Here is an 18,985-nt window from a genome sequence, read left to right as displayed (position 1 = left end):
ATGACGCTGTAAGTGCTATGTTTTCAGGAGCTGTTTGCGCAGTATCCATAAGGTCTGGAGGCCAATTAGGCTTCAAAATCGCCCCCTGCCACTTGGTTGCGGCCACGGGCCTTGGCCTGGTAGAGGGCGGCATCTGCATAACCCAGCAGTGCTTCCAGGGTGCTGTCGGCGCTGGGCACCATCACCGCCACACCGCAGCTCACCGTCACCACCGCGGCATGTTCCAGCGGGTGCGGCATGGCCAGGGCGCGCACCGTATCGCAGGCGCGCTGCGCCAGCTGCACAGCCTGCAGGCCGTCGGTGCCGGGGGCGATGATCACAAACTCCTCGCCGCCGTAGCGCGCCACCAGGTCCCCCGTGCGGCAAATGCTGGCAATGGCCTGGGCAACACTGCGCAGGCACTCGTCGCCCGCCTGGTGCCCGCACACATCGTTGTAGCTCTTGAAGTAGTCCACATCCAGCATCACTAGCGCCAGGTTGTGCCCCTTGCGCTGCATGTGCGTCCACTCGCGGGCCAGCACCTGGTCAAACTGGCGCCGGTTGGCAATGCCCGTCAGGCCATCGACCATGCTCAGGGCTTCCAGCTTCTGGTTCAGGGCCAGCAGCTGCTCGGTGCGCTCGTCCACCCGCTGTGCGAGGATGCGCTCGGACGACTGCAGGTTCTCCAGCAAGCGCTGCTGCGTCTCCATCAGCTGCTGCTGGGCGTTGATTTTTTCGCGGCGCAACTGGTTGAATCGGTCCGCCAGCGCAAAGGCCAGCAACAGCATCTCCAGCGTCGATCCCAGTAAGGCGCCATCCACCGTGAACACATTGGTGGGCAGCAGCCCGGCCGATCGCAGCACCACCATGAACACGCCGATCAGCAACATGGAAAACGCGCCCATGAAGAAATAGGCGGCCCGCATTCTGCGGATCATGCCCCACACCCCCACCCCAAAGGCCGTGATCGCGCTGAACGCAATCACGCCAATCGCGTAGGGGGCCACCAGGGCAAAGCTGGTCCAGTACAGCACCGGCGCCACCACATGCAAGGCCGACAGCACACGCAGCGCCTTGTCGGTGCGGGGCATCTGCTCCGGCGTGCTGAGCATGATGCGGGTGAACTGGAAAAAGGACACAAACCCCACCGACACCGCGGTGTAGAAGGCCGCGCTGGTCAGGCGCCAGTGGTGGGGCCACAAGAACTCGTCCCACAAGCCCGCCTTGGCCGCCAAGATGAGCACCGAAGACACGGCAAAACTCACGTACAGCAAATACGCCCGGTCGCGCAGCGCCACAAACAGCAGCAGGTTGAACAGAATCATGGCCGCCGCCACCCCGAAGTACACCGACTGCACCATGTAGTCGTCCCGCTGGTGCTTGGAGTAATCGGCCGCCGGCCACAGCTTGGCGGGCACCACCAGCCCGGTGGTGGACTGCACCCGCACATACAGCACCTGCTCGCTATGGGGCGCCACCGTCAGCGGGAACACAAAGTGCCTGCTGGCATACGGCCGGGTGGCAAACGGCGTGTCGCCCCCGGTGCGGATGGCCTGGTACTGCCCGGTGGCATCGGGCGCAAAAAAGTCCAGGTACGACAGGCGGGCGTTGGCAATCTCCAACATCTGCGCACTGGGCTCGGCAGTTGGGTTGCGCAGGGTCAGGCGCAGCCAGTGGGCCGCCTTGGTAAAGCCAAACCCCACCGCAGACCCGTTGGGGGCAGGTGCCGTCCAGGGGCTGTCGGGCCCTTGCACCGCCAGCTGCCGCACCTGATCGATGGTCATGTCCGCACGCGGATCGGCCACATGCAGCCAATGGGGGGTCACGTCTTGCCCGACGCTGCCCGCAGGCACCACCGCCATGCCCTGTGCAGCGCCCAGCACGGGCAGGCACAGCCACACGGCGGCCAGCCACCCGCGCGCCAGCCTGGCAGCCCGGCTGGCGGGCCCACTCCACAGCATAGAACTCAATCCCACCCCTCCCCTTGTTGCACCCGAATCTGCCCCTCTGGCGGGGGCGATGAAAACGGCTTGAGGCATGCATTGTTCCTGAAACCGTGCCCGCTGCAAATGAGATAAGGCAACGAATTCACAAACATTAAGCCCTAGCCATTGTGCGGATCTGCAGGCATGATGGTTACATAACGATACATATCCTCAGGGTGGAAATTTCTGAATGGCGACACTCATCCCGTCTATAGGCACGTCCGCGTTTGACTCCACGGGCGAACGCCGCTTGGCCGAGCGGCTGGAGCAAAAGCTCGATGCTGACTACCTGCTATGGCACAACGTGCCCATAGGCCCCAAGCAAACCCACCCCGACTTTGTGCTGCTGCACCCACGCCACGGCCTGCTGGTGCTGGAGACCAAAGACTGGCGGCTGCAAACCGTGCAAAAGGCCACCCGGCAATATTGGGAAATACTGGATAACAACGGCCAGACCAAGGCTGTGATCAACCCGCTGGCCCAAGCCCGCCACTGCGCCATCCAGGTGGTGAACGCGCTGGAGCGCGACGCCCAGCTGGTGCAAGCCCACGGCCCCCACCAGGGCAAGCTCGCTTTCCCGTGGGGCCACGGCGTGGTGTTCACCCGCATCACGCGCGGGGAGTTTGAAACCTCGGGCCTGGGCGAAACCATAGACGCCAACTACGTCATCTGCCAAGACGAAATGCTGGAGCACGCCGACCCCGAGGAGTTTCAGGAGCGGCTGTGGAACATGTTCCCCCACCGCTTTGGCGGCGCCATCACCCTGCCGCAGCTGGACCGCGTGCGCTGGATCCTGTTCCCCCAGGTGCGGGTGCAAACCACCGGCGACCTGTTTGACGACAACGATGCCGACGCCCAGCTGCCCGACATCATGCGCGTGATGGACCTGCAGCAAGAGCAGCTGGCCCGCAGCCTGGGCGACGGGCACCGCGTCATCCACGGCGTGGCGGGTTCGGGCAAAACCATGATCCTGGGCTACCGCGCCGAATACCTGGCCAAGGCCTGCACCCCCACCAGCAAGCCCATCCTCATCCTCTGCTTTAACGAGCCGCTGGGCGTGAAGCTGGCCAGCGTGATGGACGCCAAAGGCCTGAGCGACCGCGTGCATGTGCGGCACTTTCATAAATGGTGCCGCCAGCAGCTGGTGGCCTACGGGCAAGAGCTGCCGCAGCCCAACCTGCCCACCGATGTGAAGATGGCCGAGATGGTGGACCGCGTCATCCGCGCCGTGGAGCGCAGCCAGATCCCCGGCGGCCAATACCAAGCGGTGATGATCGACGAGGGCCACGACTTCGCGCCCGAATGGCTCAAGCTGGTCACGCAGATGGTGGACCCCACCACCAACAGCCTGCTGGTGCTGTACGACGACGCGCAAAGCATTTACGAGCGGGCGCGCTCCAAACAGTTCAGCTTCAAGAGCGTGGGCATCCAGGCGCAGGGGCGCACCACCATCCTGAAGATCAACTACCGCAACACCCGCCAGATTTTGCACACCGCCAGCCTGGTGGCGGCGGACCTGCTGACCGCCGACGACAAAGACGACGACGGCATCCCCCTGCTGAAGCCCGTGAGCTGCGGGCGCGAGGGGCAAGCCCCCGTCATCATCAAATTGCCCACCCTGCGCGACGAAGCCTTTGCCATTGCCGACCACCTGGCCAGCGCCCACAAAGAAGGCCACGCTTGGGGCGACATGGCCATGCTGTGCGCGGACTGGAAAACCATGGACCTGTGCGCCGAGGCCCTGGCCCAACGCAAGCTGCCGCACCGCGTGCGCAAAAAGAGCGGCGAATACCAACCCGGCGCAGACGCGATACAGGTCATGACCATGAAGGTCAGCAAGGGCTTGGAGTTCCCCGTGGTGGCGCTACCCGGCGTGGGGCACATGCCTGCGCCGGGGGAGGATGAGAAGGAAGCGGCGCGGGTGTTCTATGTGGCTGCGACTCGGGCTACGCAACGGTTAGTGATTACGGTTAGCGGGAGTGGGGGATTTGCGGGCCGACTAGGTGGCGAACCAACAGATTAGCAAAGCCACGCATAAGCAGCAGTAATGCGAGAACTGACAATCAAAGGAACGATAAGAGAATGACATCGCCTACGGATAGAGCCGCGCTACTCAATTTGCTCGCAAAGAAAAAGTTGGAACCTTATGTGAGGCACATTCGGTTTCCGCAGTATAAAAATCTGGCTGCTGACACACGTGTTGATTTCACATATCCGATCACGGTGATAGTGGGAGCAAATGGAACAAATAAAAGCTCCATTCTTCGAGCGATCTGGGGAGCACCGGGCTACAACAACCTTGGGAATTTTTGGTTCTCAACTAGCACCGATCCCATTAAGGAAACAGGTGGACGACCGAGCTGCTTTATTTATGGGACGTGGGACGCTACATCACAACAGGTGGTCGAAGTACTCAAAACACGAGTTTCTAATGAGGAAAACGCTGACTATTGGGAACCCTCTCGGCCACTTGCTATCTACGGCATGGATAAGATGCCTCCGCTATTGGAGGGACAACCCATTCCTGATGGGCGTAGCAGAACACGCTGGAAGACCATTGAAAAAAATGTCGTCTTTTTGGACTTTAGAGCAGCGTTAAGTGCTTTCGACAAGTTTTTTTACCACGGTGAACTAACGTCAAAACCAAACACCGAAAAGAATAAAAAAGACTTTATTCGTACAAGAGCGCCGCATTTGAAGCGCGCTCTTGACACTGGAATCAAATCGCTGGAGTACCGCAAGAGTGAACGCCTTCACGGCGGAGTCAATCGCGTACTGCTTGCAGATGAGCTAGCGGCGGTTGGTGCAATTCTTGGTCGCAAATATTCCGAAATAAAAATTATTCGTCACAGCTTGTTCAACTGTGATGCTTACTCATGCTTTATGACTACAGAGGGACTGAAGTACACGGAGGCGTTCGCTGGTAGTGGTGAATTCGCTGTGGTCAGAATCGTGACGAGTGTCATGGAAGCGCCAGATCAATCACTAATCCTGTTGGATGAACCAGAGGTATCACTACACCCTGGTGCGCAAGATAGGTTGGTGGATTTCTTAACCGCCAGTGTCAAAAAGCATAAGCATCAGGTTGTCATCTCTACGCACTCGCCAGCCATCGTCAGGAAACTACCGCCCGAAGCCATAAAAGTTCTGGCTATGGACCCTGTGTCAGGCAAGGTGCGCTTGCCTCGCCAGTCATCCTTGGCAGATGAGGCTTTTTTCCATTTGGGAGAACCAATACCTGGGAAAGTTTTTGTTGTTGTGGAGGACATATTGGCGCAAGCACTGGTTAAACGCGCTTTATCAAACGAGGGAGAAGCCATTGCCGAATTATTTGACGTGCAGTATTTTCCGGGAGGCTCACAAACACTCTGGGGACACTACTTGCCCATATATGCGGCTGAAGCACGCGACAATGTACTGGTGCTCTTCGATGGGGATCAACGCCCTGCCAAACATTTCCCGGATCCAGCAACGATAGCTGCTGCAGACGAAGACACGATCAAAGCGGAGATTCTCAGAGTTACCAAAGTCGATATTCAGTTCCACGTCGATGGCGGAAAAGCCGGGGCAAATATTGCACAACAAGAACTAATGCGGAGAGCGTTTGTTTCATGGGCGTTGCGGAACACGGACTATCTTCCAGGAACGGAAATTCCCGAAGCGTTTGTTTGGGAAAATATGCAAAAATCCGACAACGCCGCGCGCATAGTAGACCCAGATCCAAAGAAGCGCTTTGAAAAGCTAGCGCGGATTGATCTTGGAACCCCTGCTTTCGAAGCTGTAACTTCAGACGAGATATTCGCGACCCAGCGTCGATGTTTGGCCACAATTCCAGCCAATCATCCAGACTTGGTCGCTTTAAAGACTCGACTTCTGACATTCGCTGAAAAGTACCGCTTAAATCATCAGAATTAGAGATGGTCAAAGTATTTGATTTTTTTTCCGGGTGCGGCGGTACCAGTTGTGGCTTCGCGCAAGCCGGGCTGGACATCGTCTTGGGCTTAGACATCGACAAAGATGCAGCTCTAACGTACAAAAGCAACTTCCCAAGCGCCTCTTTTATTGAGGCCGACATTTGCACTTTGGAGACGTCCGCGCTTCAGCCGTGGCTGGTAGATCGTACGGAACCCATACTCTTTTCTGGTTGTGCGCCTTGCCAACCATTCTCGAAACAGAATCGCCAAAAAGGCGAAACTGACATTCGAAGAAATCTGCTTTCGGAATTTGGTCGCTTTGTTAAGGATTGGCTGCCTGAGTACGTTTTCATTGAAAACGTTCCTGGTATGCAAAAAATAAAAGGGCAGAAAGGCCCCCTTCCCGCCTTCGAAGCGCTACTAAAAAAGCTCGGCTATACCTATGACATAAAAGTTTTGCCTGCACTCTGGTTTGGCGTTCCGCAGACTAGAGAGCGACTTGTGTTGTTGGCTAGCCGTGATCATGCAATTGCACTGCCTGCGGCTACTCATGGACCTGGGAAACTGCCTTTCACTACTGTGAAGGATTGGATTGGAAACCTAGCACCTTTAGCGGCGGGCGGCGTTGACCCCTTTGATCCTAGTCATCGTGCTGCTGAACTGTCTGAAGTGAATTTGGCACGCATTGCAGCGACTAATGAAGGTGGTGGCCGTGAAAGCTGGCCAGACCATCTACTTTTGGATTGCCATCGAAATCACAAAGGACACACCGATGTCTATGGTCGGTTGTCGTGGGACAAACCGGCAGCGGGTCTGACCACTCGCTGCATAAGTTATTCCAATGGACGGTTTGGTCATCCTGAGCAGAATCGAGCTATCAGCGCGCGCGAGGCAGCTTGCTTGCAGACTTTTCCCACCAATTTTATTTTTCAAGGCAATTTGAACTCTAAGGCTCGCCAGATTGGCAATGCCGTCCCTCCGTCTATGGCACGTAGCATTGGTACGACGATCAAAAATCATTTCTACGCCCATCAATAATTCGACGTAGTCGAAGGTTTGATGTAGCGCCCGTACGCTCGAGGCCCCATCCCCCCATGCACGAAATCATCTGCCCCCACTGCAGCAAAGCCTTCAAGATCGACGAGGCGGGGTATGCCGACATCCTCAAGCAGGTGCGCGATGGCGAGTTTGAGCAGGCTTTGCACGAGCGCCTCGAACTGGCTGAGCGTGAAAAGCACGACGCTATTGCCTTGGCCGAGGCCAAGGTCACCAATGCGTTGCAAAAGGCTGCGGCTGCCAAAGACACCGAGATTCAGGCGCTCAAGGCCCAGCTGGACGCGGGCGAGGTGGCGCGCAAGCTGGCCGTCACCGAGGCCTTGGGCACGGTGAGCAAAGAGCGCGATGCGCTGGCCAACGAGTTAGCGCAAGCGCGCAGCAACAGCCAAGCCGCCGCCCAGTTGGCCGAGGCCAAGCTGGCCCATGCGCTGCAGGCCGAAGCCGCCAAAAAGGACGCTGAGATTCAGGCGCTGCAAGCCAAGCTGGCGGCCAGCGACACAGCGCGCCAGTTGGCCGTGAATGAAGCGGTGGGGGTTGTCGCCCGCGAGCGCGATGAGTTGAAGAATGACCTGAGCCTCGTCACCGTCAAAACACAGCTGGAAGAGAAAGCCATCAAGGAGCAATTCGCCTTGCAGCTGCGCGACCGCGAGGGCGAGATTGAGCGCCTGCGGAACATGAAGGCGCGGCTATCGACCAAGATGGTGGGCGAGACGCTGGAGCAGCACTGCGAGATTGAGTTCAACCGCATCCGTGCGGCGGCCTTTCAGCGCGCGCATTTTGAAAAAGACAACGACGCCCGCACCGGCAGCAAGGGTGACTACATTTTTCGCGACATGGACGAGTCGGGCACCGAGGTCGTTTCCATCATGTTTGAGATGAAGAACGAGAGCGATGAAACGGCCACCAAAAAGCGGAACGAAGATTTTCTGAAAGAGCTGGACAAGGACCGCACCGAGAAGGCGTGCGAATACGCGGTGCTGGTGTCTTTGCTGGAGCCAGAGAGCGAGCTGTACAACAGCGGCATCGTGGATGTGTCGCACCGCTACCCCAAGATGTATGTGGTGCGGCCGCAGTTTTTTGTGCCGCTGATCACGCTCTTGCGCAATGCTGCGTTGAACTCGCTGAAGTACAAGTCCGAGCTGGCGCTGGTGCGCTCGCAGAATGTGGACATTACGAAGTTCGAAACCCAGCTCGACGAGTTCAAGACGGCGTTCGGGCGCAATTGGCGCCTGGCCTCTGAAGGCTTTGAGGAAGCCGTCAAACGCATTGACGAAGCCATCAAGGACTTGGAAAAAACCAAGGAAGCGCTGCACAAGTCCGCCAACAACCTGCGCCTGGCCAACGACAAGGCCGACGACCTGACGATCAAAAAGCTCACACGTGGCAACCCCACGATGGCGGCCAAGTTTGCGGAGTTGCAGGGGCCTGGCGCCGATTGAGGCGTATTTTTGCAAATACGCCTCACTTTTTGAGCCGTATCGTTCAGAATACGCCTCATGGCACCCATAACCCCACATCTGCGCTACCTCTGGCAGCACCCCGCTTGGCCTCGGCTGACGTGGGATGCGGCTGCATTGGCCCCGGCGCTGGAGCAGGCGCGGCTGGAGCAAGGCCGCTTGCTGGGGCTGTTGGGTGCCATAGGGCTGGAGCAGGCCAACGCAGTACAGCGCGAGCTGTGGGTGCAAGAGGCGCTGGCCACCGCCGCCATTGAGGGCGAACAACTCAATCTGGAATCCCTGCGCTCGTCGGTGGCGCACCGGCTTGCACTGGCCGATGCGCCTGGCGCAGACCGGCATGCGGAAGGCCTGGTGCAGGTGATGCAAGACGCGCTGGCCAACCACAGCGCGGCGCTGGACGTGGACCGGCTGTGCCGCTGGCAGTCGGCATTGTTTCCCGGGGGCACGTCGGGCATCGCCCGCATTGCCGTGGGGCGCCTGCGCGACCACCTGGATGCCATGCAGATCGTCAGCGGCGCGCTGGGTCGCGAGGTGGTGCACTACGAGGCGCCCCCCTCGGCCCAGGTGCCTACGGAGCTGGCGCAGTTCTTGGCTTGGTTTGAAAGTACCCGGCCTGATGGCGCAGTTGCGGCCAAGGAGCCCATCAACGGCATTGCCCGCGCAGCGCTGGTGCACCTGTGGTTTGAATCCATTCACCCGTTTGAAGACGGCAATGGCCGCCTGGGCCGCGCGCTGGCCGACATGGCGCTGGCCCAAGACATGCACGCACACGACACAGAGGCCAGCCCAGCGCTGGTGCGGGTGTACGGATTGGCACACCAGATGCTCAAAACCCGCTCTGCCTACTACGACGCGCTGAACTACACGCAGCGTCTGCGCGGCGTTGCGCCCGAGTCCGAATCGATTGACGCTACGCCGTGGGTGCAATGGTTTGTGCAGGCGTTTACCCGTGCGTGCATCGCCAGCCAAACCGTGGTGCGCGACGCGACTGACAAGGCGCAGTTCCGGCTGCGGGCCGCGCAATACCAAACCAATGAACGGCAGCGCAAGGTGCTGGAGCGCTTGCTGGAAGCGGGGCACGTGGGCTCGGGTGGAGGCTTTCTGGGCGGCATGACCACCGACAAATACGCCAAGATCACCGGCACCTCCAAAGCCACCGCTACGCGGGATTTGGTGGACTTGGCAGACAAAGGGCTGCTGCGCATAGAGGGCGTGGGCAAGGCCACGCGCTATGCGGTCAACGTGCCGGGATGGGAGCAGCCGGAGGTAAAGGGCTGAGTTTGCAAATCAAAGACTCTCACCCCGCCCCAGCTTTGCCAATATCTCCACCATCCGCTTCTGCCGCGTCTCCGCCCGCTTGGCGCTGGTGAGCCGGTAGTAGATGGTGAACAGGCTCTGCCGCTTCAGAGTGCCGTAGAAAGCGTGGGCGGCGGGGTCTTGCTGCAGCGCCGCCAAAAAGTCCTCCGGCATCACCATGGTGGCGCTGCCCGCGTAGGCAGTGGCCCAGCGGCCATCGGCGCGCGCGGCCTCTACCTGCGCCAGGCCGGGGGCTTGCATCAGGCCCTCTGCAATCAGGCGCTCGGCATGCTGCACGTTCTTTTGCGACCAGTTGGAGCGCGCGCGGCGCGGCGTCAGGCGTTGCAGGAATGAAGTGTCGTCCAAACTCTTGCGCTGCCCGTCGATCCAGCCCCAGGCGATGCAAGCCAGCACGCAGTCGTCCCACGTCACGCTCGGTGTGCCAGTGCCTTTTTTGTAGATGCGCACCCACAGCTCGGCCTCGCGGGCGTGGTGCGCCTGCAGCCAGGAGTGCAGCTGCACGGGCGACTCGAATGTATGGTGTGCTTTATCGCTCATCTATTGATAGCTGCTTGCGCATATTCCATGGGGGCCAGCGGCCAACCTTCTCTAGCCATACCCCGTGGCCGCCAGCGCCACGTGCAAATCAGTCTGCTCCCGCAGGGCAGCGGGGGTGGTACCCAGCCAACGGCGAAACTCGTGGGTCATGTGGGCTTGGTCCACGTAGCCCCAGTTGGCAGCAGTCTCGGCCAGTGTGGTGGCCTGCAGGGGTGTTTGTGCGGCTACTTGCGCAATGGCGCGGGCTGCGCGGCGCAAGCGGGCCAGGCGCTTCCAGTAGGCCGGCGTTTGGCCGGTGCCCGTGCGCACCATGCGCTGCAAGGTGCGCTCGGCCACCCCCAGGGCGCGGGCTGCGTGGGCCACGCTAGGGCTGTCGGCCAGGGCCAGCAGTGCGTCGTGTACCGGGGCGTCTAGCCGTATGCAGTCGTGCAAGATGGGCAAGATGTCGTCGGCATCGCAGCCGGGCCGTGCGGCCACGGCGGCCAGCAGGCGCGCCCGGTCTATGGAGGTGCCCGCCTGCATGCGGTAGCCCCAGTAGCGCTCGTCCACCGTGCCCGGCACGTCGTAGCGTTGGTCGGCCAGGTCCGTGACAAACCACTGCGGGGCTTGGCCTGGCAGGGCGTGCCAGATGAGGTCGCAACAACCGTCGGGCACCACGGTGGTGGTGTGGGCGGTGCGGGCGTGGTGCTGCCAGACGTCGACGGTGGCGGTGTACAAGGCCATGGGCCGATTGTGCCTATGCCACACGTTGAATTGAGCTGCTGCGCGGTGGCGGTTTTTTACAAGACGGGGGCTGGCACCCAGCGTATCGTGCGGGCTGTACACAACCCACTGAAAGCTTTGCCATGCAATTCGGCTACACCATTCTCTACGTGCCAGACGTGCCCGCCACACTGAAGTTTTATGAAGCGGCTTTTGGTTTCAAGACGCGATTTCTGGCCGAGGGGGGCGATTTTGGCGAGCTGGAAACGGGCAGCACCGCACTGGCTTTTTGCTCCCACAGCCTGCTGCAGCAGATGGGCAAGACACCCCAGGTGGCCGACCCCGACAAAGCCAGCTCCGAAATCGCACTGTGCACCCCCGACGTGGCCGCTGCACTGGCGCGCGCGCTGGCGGCGGGTGCCACGCTCAAGCACCCCGTAGAGACCATGTCATGGGGCCAGACGATTGCCTATGTGGCCGACATCAACGGCTTTCTGGTGGAGCTGTGCACGCCCATGGGCTGAGCGCGGCGCTGCCTACAACCCTTATTTCACCGGAATCGGCAGCTCCGCAGGCACCGGCACGGCGGTGACGCTGTTTTTGGGGCTGCCGTCGATGATCTTGTCGGAGTAGGACAGGTAGACCAGGGTGTTGCGCTTGACGTCCACCATGCGCACCACGCGCACATGCTTGAAGAGGAAGGAGGCGCTGGCCTTGAAGACTTCGTCTTGCGTGTCGATCTTGCCCTTGAAGCTGATGGGGCCGACCTGGCGGCAGGCCACGGATGCGTCGGACGTGTCTTCGGCCAGGCCCAGCGCACCTTTGTAGCCGCCGGTTTTGGCGTGCGACAGGTAGCAGGCCACGCCGCCCACTTCGGGGTCGTCAAACACATCGACCACCACTTTGTCGTTGGGGCTGAGCAGCTTGAAGGTGGTGCTGACGCTGCCCACGGTTTCGGCGCTGGCGGCCAGGGTGGTGCAGGTCAGCAGCAATGCGGCAAGTGTTTTCATGGCGGGCTCTCGGGGTAATGGTGCAAGGGAGTTGCCCATTGTGGCCCCAGTGCCCAAGCCCCACCGCGCCTTGGGGGCAGGCGAAGGTTTCAGCCCAAGTGTTTGCCGAAGAAGCGCAGCGTGCGGTCCCAGGCTTGCTGGGCCCACACAGGGTCGTATTGCGTGGCGGCAATGCGGGCGGGGCCCACAGCGGTTTCGTTGGCAAAGGCGTGGTGGGCCAGGTAGCGGTGGAACTCGTAGCCCACGCCCGCAGCGCTGAGCTTGGTCTCCAGCGCGTCCACAGTATCGATGGGGAAAAACTGGTCTTGCGTGGCCCAGTGGCCTTGCAGGGGGATCTTGATCTTGCTGGCGTCGATGTAGTCCAGCGGGGGGCAGCCATACCAAACGACCGCAGCGTCCAGCTCAGGCGCGCCAGCAGCCAGCAGGGTGAGCGCGCCGCCCATGCAGTAGCCGGTGAGGCCGACCTTGGGTGCGCGGGGCTTGAGGTACTGCAGCGCACCGCGGATGTCTTGGCCTGCGGCGTCGCCAAAGTCCAGGCCGGTCATGAGGTGGTGGGCTTCTTCTTGCTCAACGGTGGATTTGCCGCGGTACAGGTCGGGCACCAGGGCCTGAAAGCCCGCAGCGGCCAGGCGGTCGGCCACGCCCTTGATCTGGTCGTTCAGGCCCCACCATTCCTGGATGACGACGATGGCGGGCGCGTTGGCGGCGGCGGGTTCGGCCAGGTAGCCTTGCACGGCTTTGCCATCGGGGCGGTTGAAGGTGACGATGCTTCCCATGGTGGGCTCCTCAGTGGTTGGTGTTGCGCGGTATTGTGGGCACACGGCGTGGGCGCCGGGCTTGTGGGGGCATTGGGGCGCGCGGGGCATGGCTTACGATGCGCTTCGATTTCTACAAGGAGACAACCATGTTTAGCCACGTAATCTTGGGTGTGAATGATCTGGAAGCGTCGAAGAAGTTTTATGACGCGACCTTGGGTGCGCTGGGCATCAAGCCCGGCATCCACAACAACAATGGTGTGGTGGACCGCTACTTCTACCGCACAGCCACTGGCAGCTTTGGCATTACCCAGCCACTGAACGGCGAGCCTGCCACCAGCGGCAACGGCAGTACGGTGGGGTTCAACATGGCGTCGCCCGAGCAGGCGGATGCGTTCCATGCCGCAGGCATTGCCAATGGTGGCACCACCTGCGAAGACCCTCCTGGCTGGCGCGAAGGCTCGGTGGGCAAGCTCTACCTGGCCTACCTGCGCGACCCGGACGGCAACAAGCTCTGCGCCCTGTACCGCCCACCCAAAGTTTGACGCTATATTTTTGGTAGCTGCTTGCGCAATAAGCACAAGCGTTAGCGGCCAATTTGGCTCAAGAATCGCCCTGCTCAGCTTCCCCCGAAATGTCCCTGCCATGCAAACCCAGTTGTTGTTGCGCCGCCTTGGCGCTGGTGTGATGTTGTCTGTGTTGTCCACCCTGATCCACGGCAAGCAGCCCACCGACTACCCGCACCTGCGCGAGAACCGGGCCGCATCGGCCAAGCTGGAGGTGCGCAAGGTGTTGCACGGGCAGGTGGACGGCATGTTTGTGGTGCCGCGCACGCAGCAGCTGGTGGCTGCGGCGGGCGGGTATTTGTGGAAGTTCAGCCCGCAGGGTGAGTTGCTGGACACGCTGCGTGAGCCGGAGAACCTGTTCACCTCGGGCATGGCGTTCACGCCCTCGCACTACATCGACTGGGTGTTTACCGGCCAGGCGCGGCCCAAGACCTATGGCCCTGCGGTAGACGGCAACACGCTGAGCCGCGCCGAGGTGCTGGCGGCGCTGCAGAAGGCGGAGGTGGTGGAGTTTGGCAAGGATGACAACGCCGCCTGGGCCTACCTGTGGACGGCAGGCCGGGCCTGGAAGATGGACCTGGCGCGCCACCGCGAGGCGGTGGACACCTGGTGCAAGCAACGCACCCACTCGGCCGAAGCACTGCGTTGGGATGCCACCTGTTTTGACGGACTGGACAAGGCACCGCGCGCGTGGAGCGAGGTGGAGCCCGAGAGCTTTGCGAAAACGGGCAACGGCGAGCGCAGCCCTCGCCGCGTGGAGGTGGCCGGTTTTGAGCGGCACAAGTACCACCTTGAAGGGGGATTGACTGGACAGGTCTATGGCTTTGCGGTGGACGCCCCGTTGAGGGCCATATTCGGTCTGTCTGGATCGCTACCCCAGCGCTATTGGGTCGGCGATGCGCTGACGCGGCTTAGGGTGGGTGATGAGGTGGTGCAATTCAAGATGTTTGCTCCGCATGAGCAGGGGGACGAATACTCTTGGTCCCATTTGCGCTGGTGGGAGCCCGCGCGGCAGATGCCGGGGGCCAGCCCTTGGTTCAGCGTGCACAAGGAGACAGAAGAGTTACTCAAGTTCTACGAGAAAGACATTGGCCTGTATGTGGTGCGGCCGCGCGGCACCGGCGTGCCGGCCGGTGCGCAGGGCCAGGCTGTGCCTGCATGGCGCCCCGTGTTTGCGGGCCCGGCCACGGGCCGTGTTGCGGTGAGCGGCACGGTGGAGTTTGCCAACGCAGCGCCCACCCATGTGTGGCTGCGCAGCCCGGCCGAGCGCAAGCGCACGCCCGACATGCCAACCGTGGTGCCGGTGGATGCGCTGTGGCCTGCGCTGCGCCAGCTGCCCCAGGCCCTGACGGTGCAATGGCGCGCGCCTGCGGCCGACGACAGTGAGCCACTGGCCGTGCTGCGCATCACGCTGGACCCGGCCGAGATGAAGGCGGCGTTTGAACGCCTGCCTGCCGCCAAGACCCCGCTGGAGCTAGTGGTGCAAGTGCCCACGCTGCACAGCCCTGCACAGGACGTGCAGGTGCTGCTGCGCAGCGGCACCACCCAAACCGTGCTGGCGCAGGCCCGCGCGGGCCAGGCCATGCCAACGCCCTTGGGCCAAACCCGCGTGGCCTATACCGTGGCGCCCCCTACGCCCCCAACACCCAAGCCCGCGCGCAGCAACGAACCCTACGTGCCGCCTGCTCACTTGCCGCTGCTGCAAAGCCTGCAAGACCAAGCCGAGAAAGCGCAGCGCGATCCGGCCAAGCAACTGCAACCGCTGCTGGCCCAAGCTGCCACGCTGGCACAGCACCCGCAACATGCGCAGGCGCTGGCACCGGGCGTGACGGCCGTGGTGGCGGACCTGCTGAACCGCTTTAACGTGGGCGGCAAGTTGGATGCGTCAGCCACGCTGGTGCGGCACTATCTGGCGCAGGTGCACCCGCACACCAGCCGGTGGACAGGCGACAGCAGCCTGGCCTACAACCAGGGGGTGATTGCCAGCCAGACGCTGGCCTTTGCCATCCACTCCGCGCCCAACCGCGATTTGGTAGACGGCGTGATGCGCACGCTGATTGGCCCCAGCTTCGACCCCGCCAAGCAGACCAACGGCACGCTCATGTACAACCTGGCCTGCTACTACGCGGTGAGCGGCGACACGCCCAAGATGCTGCAAAGCGCCAGCGCCGCCCGCCGCCTGGGCAAGCCCGCCAGCCAGTTCCTGACCGACACGGACTTTGAAAAGTACTGGAAGGACCTGGAGTTCCTGGCGACCCTGAACGCCCAACCGTGAACTGCGCTACCCCATTCGGCAAACGCTGCGCCCGCAGGGCGTGGCCCGGCTTGGTGGGTGGCCAAGTATTCATAGATATTTAGTTTTTACAAAATATCCAATTTCTATAAGTTTTCATTCTGACAAAATTTATAGATTTATATTTTCAGGCATTCTTGATAACATCTATGAATGCCCGTGCAAACCACCAAACCTTCTGACTATCCGCAAGCCGTCGTGCAGCAGATTGCCCTGCTGGCGCAGAACATCGTCATTGCGCGCAAACGGCGCAAGGAGACGCAGGCGCAGTGGGCCAAGCGGCTGGGGGTCTCGCAGCCCACCATGGCGCGCATCGAGCGCGGGGACCCCTCGGTGGCCATGGCCTCGTATGTGATGTGCATGTGGCTGATCAACCCCTCGGCCACGCTGGCGGATCTGATTGCGCCGCAGCAAGACCATGCGGCGCTGGAGCGCGAAATTCTGCGGGTGCAGCCCCAACACACCGTGCCCCACACCTACGCCACGAGCCCTGCCACACACCCGCCACGGATGGCTGAAGAAGGGCGCGCGCAGGTGGCCGCCGGGCTTGCCGCCTTGATTGCGCCCCCTGGTCGCACGCCTGCTGCATGAGCGCGATCGCATGAGCGTGACCACCATTCATCCCGGCAGCTACCAGCCGCAAGACCCGCTCTACGTCTGGGCACTGGTCAATCCGGCCAACCCCGTGCTGGTGGGCACGCTACGGCTCTCGCCCCTCGTGCCGGACTGTTCGGTGTTCAGCTACGCGCCATCCTGGTGGAACTTCCCGCTGAGCGAAGACTTGCCACTGGTGCAGGGCCAGGATTTCAGTGTGGGCGAACGCAGCAGCGTGCCCGGCGCGCTGGACGACGCCCGGCCTGACCGCTGGGGGGAACGCATCATTCGCCACATTGACCGGCCCGCCCGGCTCTCGGTGCTGGAGATGCTGTTGTTTGCGGGGGATGACCGCTTTGGGGCGCTGGGGATATCCGTGTCGGCAGCGCAATACATTCCTCGCCGCATCGGCCCCTACCCGCAGTTGGGCGACCTGGCGCAGCTGGCCCAGGCGGTGGAGGACGTGCAGCAGCAAGCGCCCATCACACCGATGATGCAGCGCCTGGTGCAGCCCGGCGTCACCCTGGGAGGCGCGCGGCCCAAGGCGCTGCTGCAAACACCCGACGGCCCCTGCGTGGTGAAGTTCAGTGAGTGGGACGATCCGGTGGACACGCCCTGTATCGAACACGCCACCATGACACTGGCCGCTGCGGCGGGCATTCGCGTGGCGACCACGGGCTTGTTGCCGCTTGCACCGCGCCATGGCAAGGCGCGCCACGCGCTCACCATTCAGCGCTTTGACCGGCAGGACGGGCTGCGGCTGCATTGCCAATCGGCCCATACCGCGCTGCGCGCTGCGCGCCTGCCCCTGGGCTACAGTGCGCTGGCCACCGTGTTGCTACGCCTTAGCCACCCGGATCGGCAGACCGCCCTGCGTGAGGAGCTGTTCAGGCGCATGGTGTTCAACATCTTGATGGACAACACCGACGACCATGAGCGCAACCACTGCCTGCGTCTGGGGCTGGATGGGTACTACGACCTCTCGCCCGCCTATGACGTGGTGCCCAGCCTGCAAAACCTGGGCTACCAGGCCTTGCAGGTGGGCACGCGGGGCGCCGAGTCCACACTGGACAACGCGCTGACCGAGCGGCGCGAGTTTGGCCTGTCGGCCGAGCGCGCCCATGCACTGGTGAGCGAGGTAGCGCGCCTGGTGGACGGCTGGGCCCGCCACTTTGAAAACCACGGCGTCTGCGCCGCAGACATGGAGCTGCTGCGCGCCAGCATAGACCGCGACGCACTGCGCCTGCAAAGAAAGCAATTTTGTTGACCACACCCCACGCCGTTTCCCGCCTGCGCGCTGCCCGCTTGGCACGCAGCGCCAAGCCTTTTCTTGCGCGCGGTGGCATGAAGGGGGAGCGCTGCCCCCACTGCCGCATCAACCCCAGCCACTGCATTTGTGCGCTGCGCCCGGACCTGCCCACGCAGGCCGGGGTGTGCCTGCTGATGGCCGACATCGAGCCGCTCAAGCCGAGTAACACGGGCTGGCTGATTGCCGATGTGGTGGCCGACACCTGGGCCTTTGGCTGGGCACGTACCGAGGTAGACCCGGGCTTGCTGGAGTTGCTGGCAGACCCGCAGTGGCAACCGTATGTGGTGTTTCCGGGCGAGTTTGTGACGCCCGGCCGGGTGGTGAACACGCTGCTACCGCCGGAAGAAGGCACGCCGGGCAAGAAGCCCTTGTTTGTGCTGCTGGACGCCACCTGGCCCGAGGCGCGCAAGATGTTCCGCAAGAGCCCGTACCTGGACCGCTTTCCGGTGCTGAGCCTGCAGCCCGAGCAGATCTCGCGCTACCGCCTGCGCCGCAGCCGCCGCGACGACCACTTTTGCACCAGCGAAGTGGGCGCGCTGTGCCTGGAGCTGGCCGGTGAGACCCGGGCCGCGCAGGCGCTGGAGGCGTGGCTCGATGTGTTCAGCCTGCACTACCTGCGCGCCAAGAACCAACTGCCCCCGCTGTGGGACAGCGAGGCGCACACGCGGCTGCAGGCCCTGGCCGGGTCGGATGCACCCAAGCCGCAGACGCCCGATGCGCTCCTGTTTTAGGAGCTGCTTGCGCAGATTCCACGGGGGCTAGAGGCCGATTTGGCTTCAAAACCGGGGGCTTAGCCGACCTTGCGGAACGTGAGGTTGATGCGCCGCCGGCCCAGCAGCGGGTGGTGGCCATCGGCCACGGGCAGCACGCCATGGAAGGCCAGGCGCGAGGGGCCGCCCCACACCACCACGTCGCCGTGGGCCAGGCGATAGCGTTGGGTTTTGCCGGTGCGCTGCAGGCCGCCGAACAAAAAGGTGGCGGGCAAGCCCAGCGAGAGCGATACCACGGGGGCGCGCAGGTCGCGCTCGTCGCGGTCCTGGTGCAGGCCGAGTTTGTTGCCGGGCAGGTACTGGTTGATGAGGCACGAGTCGGGCACAAAGCCGGGGTAGCCGGCCTCGGCCGCAGCGCGCACCGCAAAGTCCACCAGGCCCGGGGGAATCGCGGGCCAGGGCTGGCGGGTCTGCGGGTTGCTGGCGGCGTAGCGGTAGCCGCCGGGCTCGGACACCCAGCCCATGCTGCCGCAGCGGCTGGTCTGGATGGACATGGTGTGGCCACCCGGCGTTTGCATGTGGCGCAGCGGTGCCTGGGCGATCACGGCCTCTGCGGCGGCCAGCATGGCGACGTCGTCCGCCCGGCCCAGGCCGCGCAGCAGCACCGCGCCCGGCGCGATAGGGGTGCGCAGGTCTTCGCTGGCCAGGGGCAGGTCGTCAAACAGGTCCACGGGGGAGGCAAGGGCAGGCTATAAATACTGTATTTTTACACAGCACCCTCTCCCGCGCCTGCACCCACCG

General features: G+C 62.4%; 17 protein-coding genes. 11 read left to right on the top strand and 6 right to left on the bottom strand.

Annotation, left to right across the window (positions count from 1 at the left end; genetic code table 11):
* Positions 1-65: 65 nt before the first annotated feature.
* Positions 66-1,940 carry a diguanylate cyclase gene (locus CHU94_RS14920; protein ID WP_255034040.1) on the bottom strand — a complete coding sequence of 625 codons (1,875 nt, stop codon included), beginning with the start codon at positions 1,938-1,940 and terminating at the stop codon, positions 66-68.
* A 214-nt stretch (positions 1,941-2,154) separates the two neighbouring features.
* On the opposite strand from CHU94_RS14920, the gene CHU94_RS14915 reads away from it, so the two are divergent.
* From CHU94_RS14915 to CHU94_RS14895, 5 genes are read left to right on the top strand one after another with little or no spacing between them, the layout of a single operon-like run.
* Positions 2,155-3,987: a DEAD/DEAH box helicase gene (locus CHU94_RS14915; RefSeq protein ID WP_094481309.1), complete on the top strand. Its 1,833-nt coding sequence runs from the start codon at positions 2,155-2,157 to the stop codon at positions 3,985-3,987.
* 59 nt (positions 3,988-4,046) lie between these two features.
* Positions 4,047-5,879 (top strand): ATP-dependent endonuclease, encoded by a 1,833-nt coding sequence (locus CHU94_RS14910; RefSeq protein WP_094481307.1) that lies wholly within the window; start codon positions 4,047-4,049, stop codon positions 5,877-5,879.
* Positions 5,880-5,881: 2 nt separating this feature from the next.
* A complete protein-coding gene (locus CHU94_RS14905) occupies positions 5,882-6,916 on the top strand; it encodes a DNA cytosine methyltransferase (protein WP_094481305.1) in 1,035 nt (344 codons plus the stop codon).
* Positions 6,917-6,972: 56 nt separating this feature from the next.
* On the top strand, positions 6,973-8,373 hold the full coding sequence (locus CHU94_RS14900; RefSeq protein WP_094481303.1) for a DUF2130 domain-containing protein: 1,401 nt from the start codon (positions 6,973-6,975) through the stop codon (positions 8,371-8,373).
* 57 nt (positions 8,374-8,430) lie between these two features.
* Complete coding sequence (locus tag CHU94_RS14895; protein WP_094481301.1) at positions 8,431-9,669, top strand: Fic family protein; 1,239 nt, start codon at positions 8,431-8,433, stop codon at positions 9,667-9,669.
* A 9-nt stretch (positions 9,670-9,678) separates the two neighbouring features.
* Here CHU94_RS14895 and CHU94_RS14890 read toward each other — a convergent pair whose 3' ends face one another.
* Together CHU94_RS14890 and CHU94_RS14885 are read right to left on the bottom strand one after the other, a co-directional pair.
* On the bottom strand, positions 9,679-10,209 hold the full coding sequence (locus tag CHU94_RS14890; RefSeq protein ID WP_255033984.1) for a YdeI family protein: 531 nt from the start codon (positions 10,207-10,209) through the stop codon (positions 9,679-9,681).
* 87 nt (positions 10,210-10,296) lie between these two features.
* Positions 10,297-10,968 (bottom strand): helix-turn-helix domain-containing protein, encoded by a 672-nt coding sequence (locus tag CHU94_RS14885; protein WP_094481297.1) that lies wholly within the window; start codon positions 10,966-10,968, stop codon positions 10,297-10,299.
* Between the two features lie 122 nt (positions 10,969-11,090).
* Between CHU94_RS14885 and CHU94_RS14880 the strand changes: the two genes are divergently transcribed.
* On the top strand, positions 11,091-11,471 hold the full coding sequence (locus tag CHU94_RS14880; protein WP_094481296.1) for a VOC family protein: 381 nt from the start codon (positions 11,091-11,093) through the stop codon (positions 11,469-11,471).
* Positions 11,472-11,492: 21 nt separating this feature from the next.
* Here CHU94_RS14880 and CHU94_RS14875 read toward each other — a convergent pair whose 3' ends face one another.
* Positions 11,493-11,957 carry a CreA family protein gene (locus CHU94_RS14875; RefSeq protein WP_094481294.1) on the bottom strand — a complete coding sequence of 155 codons (465 nt, stop codon included), beginning with the start codon at positions 11,955-11,957 and terminating at the stop codon, positions 11,493-11,495.
* 89 nt (positions 11,958-12,046) lie between these two features.
* The gene (locus CHU94_RS14870; RefSeq protein WP_094482761.1) at positions 12,047-12,733 is read right to left on the bottom strand and encodes a dienelactone hydrolase family protein; all 687 of its coding nucleotides are present in this window, start codon (positions 12,731-12,733) and stop codon (positions 12,047-12,049) included.
* 128 nt (positions 12,734-12,861) lie between these two features.
* On the opposite strand from CHU94_RS14870, the gene CHU94_RS14865 reads away from it, so the two are divergent.
* From CHU94_RS14865 to CHU94_RS14845, 5 genes are all read left to right on the top strand, one after another.
* Positions 12,862-13,257 carry a VOC family protein gene (locus CHU94_RS14865; RefSeq protein ID WP_094482759.1) on the top strand — a complete coding sequence of 132 codons (396 nt, stop codon included), beginning with the start codon at positions 12,862-12,864 and terminating at the stop codon, positions 13,255-13,257.
* A gap of 100 nt (positions 13,258-13,357) precedes the next feature.
* Complete coding sequence (locus tag CHU94_RS14860; protein WP_094481292.1) at positions 13,358-15,553, top strand: hypothetical protein; 2,196 nt, start codon at positions 13,358-13,360, stop codon at positions 15,551-15,553.
* Between the two features lie 171 nt (positions 15,554-15,724).
* Positions 15,725-16,162 (top strand): helix-turn-helix transcriptional regulator, encoded by a 438-nt coding sequence (locus CHU94_RS14855; protein ID WP_255033983.1) that lies wholly within the window; start codon positions 15,725-15,727, stop codon positions 16,160-16,162.
* Positions 16,163-16,172: 10 nt separating this feature from the next.
* Complete coding sequence (locus CHU94_RS14850) at positions 16,173-17,432, top strand: type II toxin-antitoxin system HipA family toxin (RefSeq protein ID WP_094482757.1); 1,260 nt, start codon at positions 16,173-16,175, stop codon at positions 17,430-17,432.
* Positions 17,429-18,205: a tRNA-uridine aminocarboxypropyltransferase gene (locus CHU94_RS14845; protein WP_094481290.1), complete on the top strand. Its 777-nt coding sequence runs from the start codon at positions 17,429-17,431 to the stop codon at positions 18,203-18,205. The genes CHU94_RS14850 and CHU94_RS14845 overlap by 4 nt, the downstream gene beginning before the upstream one ends.
* A gap of 59 nt (positions 18,206-18,264) precedes the next feature.
* Here the strand turns inward: CHU94_RS14845 and alkB are convergent, their stop codons facing one another.
* On the bottom strand, positions 18,265-18,915 hold the full coding sequence (gene alkB / locus CHU94_RS14840; RefSeq protein ID WP_094481288.1) for a DNA oxidative demethylase AlkB: 651 nt from the start codon (positions 18,913-18,915) through the stop codon (positions 18,265-18,267).
* Positions 18,916-18,985 lie beyond the last annotated feature (70 nt).

This window comes from Rhodoferax sp. TH121, assembly GCF_002251855.1.
Lineage (GTDB): Bacteria > Pseudomonadota > Gammaproteobacteria > Burkholderiales > Burkholderiaceae_C > Allorhodoferax.
Note: the sequence above shows the minus strand (reverse complement) of the source record. Positions and strands in the feature narration are given on the sequence as shown.